The organism is Pseudoalteromonas sp. 4NS20-0020, assembly GCF_057554385.1.
This window is the reverse complement of the sequence record NZ_BAAJMI010000002.1, coordinates 483,350-497,838: the sequence shown is the minus strand read 5'-3', so window position 1 is coordinate 497,838 and position 14,489 is coordinate 483,350. Positions and strand designations below refer to the sequence as shown.

The window sequence follows — 14,489 nt, the reverse complement described above, 5'->3', positions numbered from 1 at the left end:
AACTAAAAAGGGTTAGCACTATGCTAACCCTATAAAATAGAAAAGCTAAAAACTAAAATTACTCAGCGTCTACAATAATGCGAAGCATACGACGAAGTGGCTCTGCTGCACCCCATAAAAGCTGATCGCCCACTGTGAATGCGCTAATATATTTAGGTCCCATAGCAAGCTTACGAATACGTCCCACTGGGATACTTAACGTGCCTGTTACTTTAACCGGCGTTAAATCGGTGGATGTAATATCACGCTCATTTGGAATAACCTTAACCCATTCGTTGTGCGAAGCTAATATTTCTTCTATTTTCTCTACGCTTATGTCTTCGCGTAATTTAATAGTCATTGCTTGGCTATGACAACGCATTGCGCCAATGCGAACACATAAACCATCAATAGGTACAGGCTGCTGGGTAGAGCCTAAAATTTTGTTAGCTTCAACTTGTGCTTTCCATTCTTCCTTTGATTGTCCACTTGGCATAGGCACGTCAATCCATGGGATCAAGCTACCTGCTAATGGCACGCCAAATTGATCTTGTGGTAAATCGCTTGAAGCCATTTTTTCACTGACTATTTTATCAATTTCTAAAATAGCTGAACTTGGGTTATCGAGTTGCTGAGCAACACTTGAATGAATAGCGCCCATTTGTGAAATCAGCTCTTTCATATTGCGTGCACCCGCACCCGAGGCTGCTTGGTAAGTCATGGGGCTTACCCATTCAATAAGGTCTTTCTCAAACAAACCACCTAAAGCAAGGAGCATTAACGACACAGTACAGTTACCGCCAACAAAGGTTTTAACGCCTTGCTCTAAACCTTGAGTAATGACATCTTTATTTACAGGGTCAAGCACAATAATGCTGTCATCACTCATACGAAGTGCAGAAGCTGCATCAATCCAGTAACCATCCCACCCCGCTTCACGAAGTTTTGGGTAAACCGCTTTGGTGTAATCGCCCCCTTGACACGTAACAATAATATCCATTTTTGAAAGTTCAGATACATCGCTTGCATCAAGTAGCGGTTTTGCATCACCCGCTAAATCAGGACCAAGTTGTTCGGCTTGTGAGGTAGTAAAAAAAGTGGTGTCTATATTGGCAAAATCATTTTGCTTTTCCATACGCTCTAACAACACAGAGCCAACCATGCCACGCCAACCGACTAAACCTACTTTTTTCATTGTTTTATCCACTGTTTTGTTCATAAAAGATGCCTTAATACATTAAAAATTAAATTCATTGCGTGAGATTCAATTTTCAAGTTAACAAACTAACACTGCTAGACGGCTAAAACTAGTTAATAAAACAGAACTTAAAAATTTTTCATGCGTAATTAAGGTATAAAAAAAGCCCTGTATTAAATACAGGGCTTATAGCGCGAATGTACAAGGCTTAACGCATGCTAAAATTAAAATTCATAGCTATAGCTTAAGCTAAACTCGGTGCCTGTTTCTTGGCCCCAAAGGGTTAACCCTTCTTGCTCTATTTGTTTTTCTTGGCCTAGAATATTCTTCACTTTAAAATTAACTTTAGAGTTAAAGTTAGGAAAGTAAGAATAAACTAAATCAAGTGAGTGAAATGACTTTTCTTCAGCATCTTCATTCCCACGCGTACCTGGTACGATAATTCGCGGCCCAAACACATTGTAAATAACCGATGTTGAATGAAAACCGTCATCTGAATCGTAACCCATTTGTAAGTTAGCAACCCATTCAGAGTGGCCTACTAAACGGCGTTTGTTGTTAGTAACAATGTTTGAAACGGTATCGGCTTCGAGTGCTTCTTTAAGTTGCGTTTCAAATAATGAATCGACATTATCTGAGTCATTTATACCTAAATTGACGCTCGAATCAGATAGCGTTACGTTACCCGACAAAAATGCAGACGACCAATCTTTATTGATAAAACCAAAGTCAGTTAAAAAATCTACCTCAATACCAGATAGCTTACCCGACTGTGCATTAGCTGTAAGTAATTGCGGAGACGCACCACCTACACCTGCAAGTTCAACCATTTCAATTGGGTTTTCTATGTCCTTGTAAAACAATGCAACTGACAGGTTATTACCTGTTGGCATGTACCACTCAAACCTAAAATCAACATTCGTTAATTCAGAGCTTTGTAAGCTAGGCGAACCACGAACCAAAAATTCAGTAAGCGGGTCAACAAAAAACGAAGTACTTACATCTCGTAAATCAGGGCGAATGGTGGTTTCGCTCACGTTTAAACGAAACTGCATTTCTTCATCCATGATGTACGTAACAGCAAGTGATGGAAAAAAAGTATCTTCGTTAATGACTACGTCTTGAATTTCTTCAAGCGTGTTTTCGAATAAGTTTGAATGTGCCTGATAGCCAATCGATACTTGTTTGAAATCTTCCCAGCGAACACCGCCGGTAATACGCCATGTATTTTCAAAAAAGTAGTCAGCCATAAAGTAATAAGCATCTAACTTATGCGCTGCACTGTATTTGTCACCGTCAGTTGTACCATCATCAAAAATACCTGAACCAGTAGCACTTGTGTAAAACGCGTCGTTTGATGTGTTTGCATCAGCAAAAATATCGCTAATGTTATTACCAAACGTAAACTCATCGCTTATACCACGGTGCGTTATGCCAAATTTAACATTGCTTGCATCACGTTTTTTTTCTGAAAAGTCACCGCCAATTTTAAGTTCGAGCTCGTAGCCGTCCCCATAAAAAGGTAACCCCATGTTCCAACCAAATGTTTCTACGTCATCGTGAAGTACCTGGTATTCACGCGTAATATTAGTTGCTGCAACATCTTGAAGCTGCTCTGACTCAAATACACCGTCGTTATAGTTTTGTTGAAAAACAACATCTAAACCGCCTGGTGCGTTACGGTTAGCTCTACTTAAGCCACCATACCAATCAAAGAATAAATTATTTAGCTCTGGAAAGTTATGCGTGCCTTTAAGCTGAGAAGAAAACATTTCACGTTCTTCGTAGCTAATATCAACACGGCGAAGCTCAGTAACACCCTCTTCGGTTTCATTAGCATCGTAATAGTTACGATTACGAACCCGATCGCTCATATCGTGTAATGCAATGTTAGTCAGCTCAAATCGATGGTTTGAGTTAAACTCATAGCCAAGGTTTAACGTTCCGCTCCAGCGAACATTTTGTTCAGTCGATGTACCATCGTAATATTGTGCAAAACATTTGTTCTCACAACCCAAACTACCTAGGCTTGAACCACTTTGTTCTTGAACAACTTCCCATTCGTTGTCATAAGAAACAGCCGCAAGCACACCAAAGGTGCCTATTTCGCTTTCTAGTCTGTCACCCACGGCAACAGAAAAGCTCATAGCGGGGTCAACATCTTCCTTGCTAATGCCTACATTCCAATCAAGCGACTGAATAAGGTTTTTACGCTCTTCAAGTGTAGAATTAATATTGCCTTCAAGGCCTGCGTCGCTGGTAAGTGCTGTAGTAAATACATTAGATAGCGCACGTGTGCCATCATCACGGCCCATCCAATCATCATCACCGCCTTCGTAAAAGTAGCCAGAATCACTATTTGACGTGTTATACGATGAGCCTACTTGAACTTTAAATAAAAAGTCAGACGGAATAGACTTGGTACGAATGTTTACATTACCACCACCAAAATGCGCAGGCATATCTGGTGAAAATGATTTTTGTACACTTAAGCTTTCGATTATTTCAGATGGAAATAAATCGAGTGGCACAACCGAGCGAGTAGGATCGGGGCTTGGTACATACATGCTATTTAATTGTGTACTTGAGTAACGCTCACCTAAACCACGCACATATATAAATTTACCATCAACTAAGGTTAAGCCTGTAACACGGCGAAGAGCCGATGCAGCATCACCATCGCCGGTGCGTGAAATTTGATCGGCACCCATAATATCAGCAACAAACGCCTGATTTTGGCGTTCTTGCAATACTGCACCTGCGCTCCCTTTGAGTCGTTGCCCTACTGCAACCACTTCTTCTATTTCTTGCTCTTGAATGTCGGCTTCTGCAGCAGCAGTATTTACCGACCAACCAAATAGTGCAGCCAAAACGGCGCAATTTAATGTTGATAAGGCAAGTTTAGAGGGTTTATAAGAATTCATTTTTATACTCCGAAACAAAACAAGACATTAGCCGGGCTTTCGCCCGGCCTAAAGCGTTTAAGGTTAAAGACCTACTTTTACCCAACCCGCTGTCCAGTCTGTTTGTGCATCCATTGCACCAATGTAATCTACTGTATCAAAGTAGCTATCTAGGCTAGAAGAATCAAAACCTGCACCTAGTAGTAATGATTCACTTGAAGGCATGTAACCGTTACTCGCTAGTGCAAGGCTTGCAGCTGTTTGCACTGAGTTACCAGCTTGACCTAAGAACCAAGACTCAACATTGCCATCACCAATTGCTTGAGTACCAAAGTTGTTAGCTGTTTCGCACGCAACCACTGAGTGAGTGATAGTAAGTGAACCGTCTTCGGCACGTGGTGCTGAATCAGAACCTACACGTAAACAGTTTGCGTAATCTGTGCCACCGGTTACCACTACGTTTTTAAGTATGCCGGCAGTACCTGCACGTAAGCGAATACCGTTTACGCCTGCGTCACCAATAATGGTTACATTAGAGATAGTAGGCATAGTAAGCGGTGATGCATCTGAATCAAATTCAGAGTTATCAGCTTCAATCGCGTTATCGCCCTCAGAGCCTGATTGTTTGATAAGTACGTATTGCGCTTTACCCGTCCAACCAAATGACCAATCTAGAGAATCGTCACCAATATTAGTAAGCACTAAGTGGCTGATGTTTGCTGTGCCACCGAAAAACTCTACGCCGTCATCTAGGTTTTCATGAACGTGGATGTAATCTAGCTCTGTTTGGCTACCTACACCAGCAAGTGATATACCGTTTAGTTCATCACCATTACCTAGCGTTTTGCCCGCTTGTTTTACAGCAACATACTTTAACGTACCTGAGTTATCTTCTGGGTCATTACCACCAAATTGGCCAGCATCACCTTCAGCAGATACACCACAGTTTGCAAGTTCATCAGCTGTTGCTTCACCTTCTTGGTCACCACATGAGTTAGCCGGTGCATTACCTAATAATACTAAGCCGCCCCATTGGCCAATCGTTGTTTCGCTACCCGTTACATCTTGAATAGACGTCATGGTGATTGGCTGAGTTGCTGTGCCTACGGCCTCAATTTTTGAACCACGACGAACAACTAAAAAGTCATCGCCCGATTCACCAATTAATGTTGTACCAAACTGAACATACAATGTTGTGTTATCCGCGCGGTCATTACCAACAGCTGTACGTCCTTTTAAAATCCAATGTGCATCATTTGTTAGTGTTACATCAGCTGTGAATACCACATCTGAATTTAACTGATAAACAGGCTTATCGGTAATAGCTGGGAAACTTGCAGACACATCTGTTGCTAACCCTTGCTCTAATGCGTTTTGGATATCTGTTGGGAAGCTAGGTTTAATAGCAACGGTCCAGCCTTCCATCCAGTTATTATCACCGTCAAACGCACCTATGTAATCGGTTTTAGTGAAGAACGAATCAAGGCCAGAGGTATCAACACCTGCACCAAGTAAAGGTGAACTCGACTTAGGTGTATATCCATCAGTTGCTAAGCTTAGGTTTGCAGCCGTGAGTGTTTGGTTGCCTGTTTGGCCTTCAAACCACGATTGAACGTTACCACCAGCAATTGCTTCGCTACCGAAGTTATTATCTTCATTACAGGCTACTACTGAGTTTTCAATAGAAAGCTCACCCGATTCTGCATTAGCTACCGAGTCCGAACCTACACGTAAACAGTTTGAATATCCATCTGGGCCAGTGATAACAACATTACGAAGCACACCCGCTGTACCTGCACGTAAACGAACACCGTTAGTACCATCTGCACCTACAATTGTTACGTTAGAAATAAGTGGCTTAGTCAATGGCGTTGCATTTGAATCAAATTCAGAGTTATCAGCTTCAATGGCATTATCGCCCTCAACAGCACTTTGTTGAATGTAGATATTTTGTGCACGACCTGTCCAACCAAACGACCAGTCAAATGCGTCATCGCCAATATCAGTCAGTACAATGTTACGTACATTTACTGTACCACCAAAAAACTCTACACCGTCGTCTAGGTTTTGGTGAACCTGGATATATTCAACCTTAGTTTGTGAACCTACACCAGCAAACGAAATACCGTTTAGTTCATCGCCATTACCCAGTGTTTTACCAGCATGTTTTACAACAATGTAACGAAGAACACCTGAGTTATCATCGCTGATATCACCACCAAACTGACCTGCATCACCTTCTGCCGATACACCACAGTTAGCCAGTTCTTCTGGTGTAGTCTCACCTTGTTGGTCGCCACAAGAGTTAGCAGGAGCATTACCAAGTAATACTAAACCACCCCATTGGCCAATATTTGTTTCGCCACCCGTTACATCTTGAATAGATGTCATAGTAATAGGTGCTGTTGCATTACCATTAGCGTTAATTTGTGAACCACGGCGAACAACTAAGAAATCGTCACCAGTTTCACCGATAAGCGTAGTGCCCGCTTGAACGTAAAGTGTGGTTGCATCTGCGCGATCGTTACCTACCGCAGTACGGCCATTTAAAATCCAATGTGCATCGTTTGTAAGCGTTACATCGGCTGTAAATGTTGTATCTTGTGTTAAACGGTAAACAGGCTTATCGGTAATTTGTGGAAATTCACTTGATACATTGGTCGCTAAACCTTGATCCAACGCATTTGAAATATCTGTTGGGAAGCCACCATTAATACCTACTGTCCAACCTTCCATCCAGTTAGTTGTACCATTAAATGCACCAATTTGCCCATTGGCAATAAGCGGTGATCCCGGCAGTGGTGTGTAACCATTATCATCAAGCATTAAATCTGCTGGAGTTAGCGTTTGGTTGCCGTCTTGAGCTTCAAACCACGATTTAACATCGCCGCCATTAATCGCTTCACTACCAAAGTTGTTAGCTGTTGTTTGACATGCAACAACTGAATTAGTAATAGTTAATGTACCATCTTCTGCGCGTGGTACAGAGTCTGAACCTACACGTAAACAATTTTCATAAGTAGCTGGGCCCGTTACGAATACATTGCTTAATGCGCCCGCAGTGCCTGCACGTAAACGAATACCGTTGTTACCTTCAGCACCTACAATTGTTACGTTTGAAACGGTTGGCATTGTAAGTGGTGTTGCACTTGAATCAAACTCAGAGTTATCTGCTTCAATCGCATTATCACCCACGTTTGCAGCTTGTTGAATGTATACGTTAGTTGCAGAGCCTGTCCAACCGAACGACCAGTCAAGTGAATCATCACCAATGCTTGTTAATACAACATTGCTTACATCAACTGTACCACCAAAAAACTCGATACCGTCATCAAGGTTTTCGTGTACTTGAATGTAATCAACAGTTGTTGCAGAACCCACACCGGCAAACGAAATACCGTTTAGCTCATCGCCATTACCCAGAGTTTTACCTGCTTGCTTAACGATTAAGTACTTTAATGTACCTGAGTTATCATCTGCAACATCGCCACCAAACTGGCCGGCGTCACCTTCAGCAGATACACCGCAGTTAGCTAGCTCGTCGGCTGTTGCTTCACCTTGTTGGTCGCCACATGAGTTAGCAGGTGCATTACCTAGTAATACTAAACCACCCCATTGACCAATGGCTGTTTCACCACCCGTTACATCTTGAATAGAGGTCATAGTAATTGGCTGGCTTACCGTACCAACCGACTCAAGCTGTGAACCACGACGAACGACTAAAAAGTCATCGCCAGATTCACCAATAATTGTTGTGCCTTGTTGAATATAAAGCTTTGCGTTATCTGCACGGTCATTACCTACTGCTGTACGACCATTTACAATCCAATGCGCGTCGTTTGTAAGTGTTGCATCGGTAGTGAACGTTGTATCTGCTGTTAGGCGATACACTGGCTTATCAGTAATTTCCGGAAATTCGCTTGATACGTCTGTGGCTAAGCCTTGAACAAATGCGTTATCAATAGTGGTAGGGAAACCAGTTGTGCCGTTTTGTGAATCATCACGAGATGACGTTTCACCGCCTGTGTCTGAGCCGCCTTCAACAACGTTTGTTATTGTATCGCCTTCGTTAATTGTTGTGTCGCCTTCAGATACTACTAAGTCACCACCACAACCCGCTAAAGATACTGCAGTTGCAATCAAACTAACTTTGAATAAGTCAGATAATTTCATTGTTCACTCCGTTAAAGTATTTAATTATTTTGTTAGCGCTTTATAAAAACTCAAGTCACTTTAAAGCACTTAATAATGCGTTAAGGTCACTTGAGTTATCAGCAGGGCTTACCTTACGGGAGCTATATGACACTGGAGTTACACTTTAATAAACATAACATGACAAAGCTATGTTGTTAAAATTCAATTACTTAATTTCAAAAGCAATAAAAAAGCCGACTCAATTATTATTGAGCCGGCTTGCGTAGTGCGATTATGAAATTGATATTACAAGCACCAACGAAGTAGTGACTTGTTGGTTTAAAATTTAAAGCAGAGCGGTTCTTAACGTTTCAGCATGTACTTTTTCACGTTTGACATACTTAATCCACTGCTTAGCCAAACGCTGTGATTTTTTGTGTTTTTCAGCTTGTTCAAACGCTAAAATAGACGCATCGAAATTTTGCAAATTGTACTGCGCCATACCCAGTGCAACAAAGGCATTTGACTCAAAATCAAGTCCCCCTTTATCAAGCGCTTTACGAGCTGAATCGGCAGCATCTTCATAGTGCTCTGTATTAACATACACCTCAGCTAAACGCTGATCGTATTGCCCATGATCTGATAAATCGGCGGCTTTAACAAAATACTCTATCGATTTTTCATCTTCTTTTGCTTGGATCATCGCCTCGGCTACAAACGCATAGTTTTTAGCTGTTTTTTCGGCAATGCCATTATCTATTGCTTTACTCATAACTTCTGCCGCTTTAAAAGCAAGTCCATTGTATAAGTAAACTTGAGCAAGTTGGCGTAAGTCGGCTCTTGATGTTAAGAACCCTTGCTGATAGGCAGCTTCAATAACAGCTAATTGCTTTTTCTCTTGCCCTGTTTCACCATACATACCCGAAAGCTGTACCCAGTATTCTGGTTTATCATAAAGCTTAACCATGCGTTCAAGCACTTCAACCACTTTGTTAGTTTGATTTAGTGAATAAAACATAGCGCGCTGTAATACAAGCCAGTTTTCTTTTGGGGTTTTACCTTCATCATCACTTAATGAAATAACTTTAGTGATGTAGTCTAGGCCTTGCTTATAGTCTTTTAACTGGTAATACGTTTGTGCACGAAGTAAGTAATACCCTTCAGGTATTGGCTGAGTGTTAATCTCATCCCAGTTATCCAAAAAGGCAATGACTTTATCGTAATCGCTGTTTGCCATTGCAAGCTGCGCTAAACTAAAAGTGGTGCTTAAACGCAATGTTTCAGGGATCCCTTCTTCTGCCACAACGCGTTCAAATGAAGCTATCGCTTTTGGTAGGTCATTTTGATTGTAGTAAATGAACCCGTAAAAATTATGCATCATGGCTATTTCGTACGAATTCATACTTGAAGAACGTTCATTAATGCTATCGAGCGCTTCAAGTCCAGCTTTTACATCGCCATCGTCTGCCAATTTTTGTGCGCGAGCCAGTTGGCTGTATACTTTTTCACGAAGCGCAGGCACGCGTTTTGTTTTTTGCTCCTGCGCCGCTTGAGCACTTGCAATTGATACGCCAGGTAACAACGTTAGTGCACTGGGTGTAACAATACTCAACCCTATCGCAGTGGTACAAAGTAGTGTTACTTTTAAAAGTTTAGTCTTGGTTAATAATTTCATAATCGCCTCACGGTCTTTTCTAGTTAGCTACTATCCGCCAATTTGAAAAGATATTTTGTTCTGAACACCCGCTACTTCAACGGCTTCACCGTTGACAACACGCGGTTTATATTTAAATTTAAGAGCAGCGTCCATTGCAGCCCGATCAAATAACGACTCAGGCTCTGCTTTTAATACTTGCGGGTCGCGAACGGTACCTTGCTTTGTCACTGTAAATTCAACAATCACATACCCTTCAATACCGCGCGATAACGCTCGACGCGGATAAACCGGTGCAACTTTTACAATGGGTAAATACTCGCCATCGCTCGTTTCCAGTGCTAATCCACCCGCCAGGTTCACTTCGGCGTCAACATTAGCACCAAAGTCAAAGTTGTTAGCGTTGGCATTAGCATCACTACTTTGCATTTGTGGCGATTCCATTGGTGGTGGCGGCTCTTTTGGCGTAGGTGGCTTTTGTGGTTTACGCTCTTTCTTTTGAACACTTTCTTCTTTTTTCAAACGAACAAAATCAAGAACATTCCCTTTTGCTGGTTCGCTCATTGCCCCTTCACCGCCAGTTATAAGTGCTTGCATGCCCAAAAACAGCATAAACGTGACTACACCGGCAACAATTAATGCTACTAAATAACGCATTACTTACCCTTACGCTTCTTGAGCCGCAATTGACACATCAAACACACCTGCAGCGCGTGCGGCATCCATTACTTTAATTAACGTATCGGTGGTTGCTTTTTTATCGGCTTGAATTACAACGCTACCTTGTGGGTTTTCAGCTTTTAAGCGTTCAATATTCGCCTGCACTGCGCGAACATCTATTTGGCGTTTGTTAATCCAAATTTCACCCTTATCTGAAATAGCAACTAAGATATTGGCTCTTTCTTTTTTAACCGCAGTTGCGGCTTCAGGGCGGTTTACGTCAATGCCTGCTTCTTTAACAAATGAAGCTGTTACAATAAAGAAGATAAGCATAATAAAGACAACATCTAGCATGGGTGTCATGTTTATTTCTTCAGCTTCATCTTCTTGCATTAAATTACCTAAAGGCGCTCTCATTTTTATTCTCCTGATATGAGCGGGTATATTTAGCCGCTCATAAAACTTATTTAGTGATCTAGCAACATGCTATCTTCAAGTAGTTCTACTTCACGTTTGGCTTTACGTTGTAAGTACGTTGAGGCAAATACACCAGATAACGCACCTACCATACCCGCCATCGTCGGGATTGTGGCTTTAGATACACCTGACGCCATTGAACGCGCACTCCCGGTGCCTGTTATAGCCATTACATCAAACACTTCAATCATGCCCGTTACTGTGCCAAGCAAGCCAAGTAGTGGACACAAAGCCACCATGACATTGATAAGCGGAAGGTTTGCATTTAAACGCATACTTGCTCGCGAAATCATAGCTTGGCGTATTTGCTCAGCATTCCAACTATTGCGTTCGTTACGCGTTGACCATGTTCCTTTAATGCTATTTTTGTATCCGCGAAAACCGTTGAAAAAGTATATAAATCGCTCGAGTATCAATAACCACATCGCGAAGATTAACACCCCAATGACCAAGAGGACTTGGCCACCGGTGTCGAGAAAATCACGGATAGCATTGATTGAGTCAATCAATAGTACCATGGTTTATTCTCCCTTCTCGCTTCGCTCAGCAATGATACCTGCGCTTTGCTCTTGTAAAATAAGCAGTAAGCCTTTTGAACGCGTGTTTAGTAATGTGTATATAAATACTGTTGGGATTGCCACAACTAAGCCAAGTACGGTCGTAACTAGTGCCTGAGAAATACCACCAGCCATTAGTTTAGGGTCGCCAGTACCAAATAATGTGATTGCTTGGAACGTGTTGATCATACCGGTCACCGTACCTAGCAAGCCAAGTAATGGGGCAACAACAGAGATGATTTTTATAAGCGTTAAGTTACGTGTGATTTTTGGCATTTCACGTAAAATTGCTTCACTTAATTTAAGCTCTAACGTGTCGTAAGCAACATGTGGGTAGTCGTCTTTTACTTTCATTACACGACCTAGCGGATTGTCGTCACGCGCTACTGAATCTTTTAATTGGCGACGAATTTTTCCACCAACAAGTAACAATGAAATAAAGCGCTCAATTGCAATTAATAAAGCAAGCAAACCAACACCTAAAATTACATAACCAACCGCACCACCTTGATGAACTTGCTCTGATGTATCTGGTGCTTGAACAAGTAAACCTAAAATAGAGCCACCTGTAGGGTCTAATGCAAACTGTACAACACCACTTTTAGCATCTTGTAAGTCAGCAGCTGTAGCGGTATAACGAGACACTGGTTGGCGAGTAAGCGCGCTCAGCGTGTTTGTTCCTGGGTTATATTCTAAGTATTGACCCTGTGAAATTAAGTTAAAAGCACCAACACGAACAACTTCTTGCTCTGCTTTATTTCCACCTTCAACAATAACTGAAGTATTAAAGCGACTGACTTTACCTTGCTCAGTCATTTCACGTTGCAGCTCGTACCACACCTTTTCAATATCTTCTATTGAGGCGAGCTTAGACGTTGAACCCATTTTTTGAGCTAACTCGTCCATAAAGTCACTACGGCCCGGTAATTCTGCTGATACAACCGAAGTAGCAAACTTATTGCTAGAGTCCCCAGCGACTTGCTGTAATACCCCAAATAACTCTTTAAGTGATCCCATTCGCTTAGATAAGGTATCGGTTAAGTTTGCTAGTTTAACTTCGTTTTCTTCAAATTGTGTTTCAAGGCTCTCTGATTCAACAAGCATTTGGTTACGCTTTGCAGTTGTATCATTTAACATTTGAACTTGCTGGTTTTGGCGAGAGGTAAACTCCTGCTCTCGTTGTTTATTTTGCGCACTTTGAACGGTCTTGCCGTTTTCTAATGTTTTTAATAATGAATCAAGATCCATTGTTTCTGCCGCAGTGCTAACGCCTGCAAAACCGAGGCATGTAACAAACAATGCCATTTTTGTCATTTGAGTAAACAATTTCATTTTTAACCTCTTATTCTGCTGCGTGTACTGGCAGAGTTAGCATATCTGGGGCAAGTTGCTTGCGCGCAATACGTAAACCTTTGTTGATTTGACTAATTGTTGAATCTGGTAATGTTTCAAACGTTTTAGTCTCTGTGTTGTAGCTACCAGCGTGTTTACCATCACGTGTTAGGTAAATCAGCTCTAATCGGCCAATGCGTAAAAAGTCAACTTCACGCTCTTTACCGTTTACATCTAACAATGCGGTGTAAGCTTCAATAGTGCGCCCGTAGTCTACCTCTACTTGGTAAGCTTCTAGCACACGACGAAATTTTTCACTCGAGGTGATATCAGCGCGGTCCATCATGGCTTTCAGTGATACTAAACGCTTAGCGCGCTCGTCTTGCAAAAAGGGAATATCTAACGATACAAACTGCTCAAGACCTGTGATCATTCGCATCATAAGTGGTGTAATTTGGCGCTCAATAATAGAAACCTGATCCATTGATAGGTTAAGCGATTCCATTTCTTCAATTTGATTATTAAGCTGTTTATTTAACTGCGCGTTATAAACAGCTAAACCGTCAATCTCTTTATTGAGCGTTTTAAATTGCTGTAAACGTCCTTGCATTGAATCTGCAATCTTGTCTATTTTTGTTTGTGATTGCGCAGCTGATTTATTAATTTCGCTGCTTTTATCAATAACCTTATCTAAATCGTTAGCGTGTACTGCTGCACTTGCGGCCACAATACCAGCTAAGATTAATGGTTTAACGCCTTTCATCGCATACACCTTTACTCGTTAATTAGCGGATTTGCTAGGTTGTATTTCAAGCCAATAAACAGAGCTTTAGTGGCTTGAATAATTCAATGAAGGGAAGTTTATAGATAAAAGATGACAAGGATGTTGCGCAAAAAAGTCGCTTTTATGACAGCTGTCATAATTAGGACTTATAGCAGAATAAAGACGGTCGAAGCGTTAAAATTAACGCTGCCTAATCAATAATATTTAAAATTTGGCTGTAAGTACTTTGCCAGTCTGTGTAATTAACGCCAATAGGATAGTAGCTGTTGTTATGAATAAGTACCAAGGAAGGAAAGCCATTAATAGGCAACGCATTAACAAATGCCAACTCGTCACTCAATTCATTATTTAATGATGAACTCATTAATTCATTTGCAAATCCCTCTTTATCTAGACCAATGCTTTTAGCGAGCGCTACCAAGGTGGCTTCATCAGAAGGGTTTTGCGCATTTAAATAGTAAGCATGTTGGATTGCTTCTATCATTTGCGCTTCTTTATTGGTTTTACGCGCGATCAGAGCTGCTCTACAAGCCGGGTAAGTAGAACGTCGAGGTTCGCAATTACGCCAAAAGTCATAATTAAACTGGGTACCTAACTGCTTTTGTATTTTGTGCCACGTACCTTCAAGCATTTCTTTCATTGCTTTTGGCATAGGCTGCTGACTATCGGCAGCTAAGCCGCCCACTTTATATTCAACAATAATTTTATGCTCAAGTTGTTCTTTTAATTTTAGCCACGTAGGTGCATAGCCCCAACACCAACTACACATTGGATCGTGTATATAAATTAACTTACTTTGAAACATAACAAC

The 14,489-nt window shown here is 41.4% G+C and carries 10 protein-coding genes; all 10 read right to left on the bottom strand.

Annotated elements, in window-relative coordinates; translation table 11 throughout:
- Positions 1–58: 58 nt before the first annotated feature.
- The 10 genes from asd to AC27JL_RS06145 all read right to left on the bottom strand — a co-directional run bounded on the left by asd (position 59) and on the right by AC27JL_RS06145 (position 14,483).
- On the bottom strand, positions 59–1,198 hold the full coding sequence (asd, locus tag AC27JL_RS06190; protein ID WP_487195102.1) for an aspartate-semialdehyde dehydrogenase: 1,140 nt from the start codon (positions 1,196–1,198) through the stop codon (positions 59–61).
- Between the two features lie 203 nt (positions 1,199–1,401).
- The gene (locus tag AC27JL_RS06185) at positions 1,402–4,101 is read right to left on the bottom strand and encodes a TonB-dependent receptor domain-containing protein (protein ID WP_138740592.1); all 2,700 of its coding nucleotides are present in this window, start codon (positions 4,099–4,101) and stop codon (positions 1,402–1,404) included.
- A gap of 63 nt (positions 4,102–4,164) precedes the next feature.
- Positions 4,165–8,253, bottom strand: a complete 4,089-nt coding sequence (locus tag AC27JL_RS06180; protein ID WP_487195101.1) for a hypothetical protein — start codon at positions 8,251–8,253, stop codon at positions 4,165–4,167.
- A gap of 307 nt (positions 8,254–8,560) precedes the next feature.
- A complete protein-coding gene (locus AC27JL_RS06175) occupies positions 8,561–9,889 on the bottom strand; it encodes a tetratricopeptide repeat protein (RefSeq protein WP_305398710.1) in 1,329 nt (442 codons plus the stop codon).
- A 30-nt stretch (positions 9,890–9,919) separates the two neighbouring features.
- Positions 9,920–10,525: an energy transducer TonB gene (locus tag AC27JL_RS06170; protein WP_006793482.1), complete on the bottom strand. Its 606-nt coding sequence runs from the start codon at positions 10,523–10,525 to the stop codon at positions 9,920–9,922.
- A 9-nt stretch (positions 10,526–10,534) separates the two neighbouring features.
- Complete coding sequence (locus AC27JL_RS06165) at positions 10,535–10,945, bottom strand: ExbD/TolR family protein (RefSeq protein ID WP_006793481.1); 411 nt, start codon at positions 10,943–10,945, stop codon at positions 10,535–10,537.
- Positions 10,946–10,995: 50 nt separating this feature from the next.
- Entirely contained in the window at positions 10,996–11,523 is a 528-nt protein-coding gene (locus AC27JL_RS06160; RefSeq protein ID WP_006793480.1) for a MotA/TolQ/ExbB proton channel family protein, read from the bottom strand.
- Between the two features lie 3 nt (positions 11,524–11,526).
- Positions 11,527–12,894, bottom strand: coding sequence for a MotA/TolQ/ExbB proton channel family protein (locus AC27JL_RS06155; protein WP_487195100.1), 1,368 nt, complete (start codon positions 12,892–12,894; stop codon positions 11,527–11,529).
- A gap of 10 nt (positions 12,895–12,904) precedes the next feature.
- The gene (locus AC27JL_RS06150) at positions 12,905–13,657 is read right to left on the bottom strand and encodes a DUF3450 domain-containing protein (protein WP_006793478.1); all 753 of its coding nucleotides are present in this window, start codon (positions 13,655–13,657) and stop codon (positions 12,905–12,907) included.
- Positions 13,658–13,868: 211 nt separating this feature from the next.
- The gene (locus AC27JL_RS06145) at positions 13,869–14,483 is read right to left on the bottom strand and encodes a DsbA family protein (RefSeq protein ID WP_487195099.1); all 615 of its coding nucleotides are present in this window, start codon (positions 14,481–14,483) and stop codon (positions 13,869–13,871) included.
- Between the last annotated feature and the right edge of the window lie 6 nt (positions 14,484–14,489).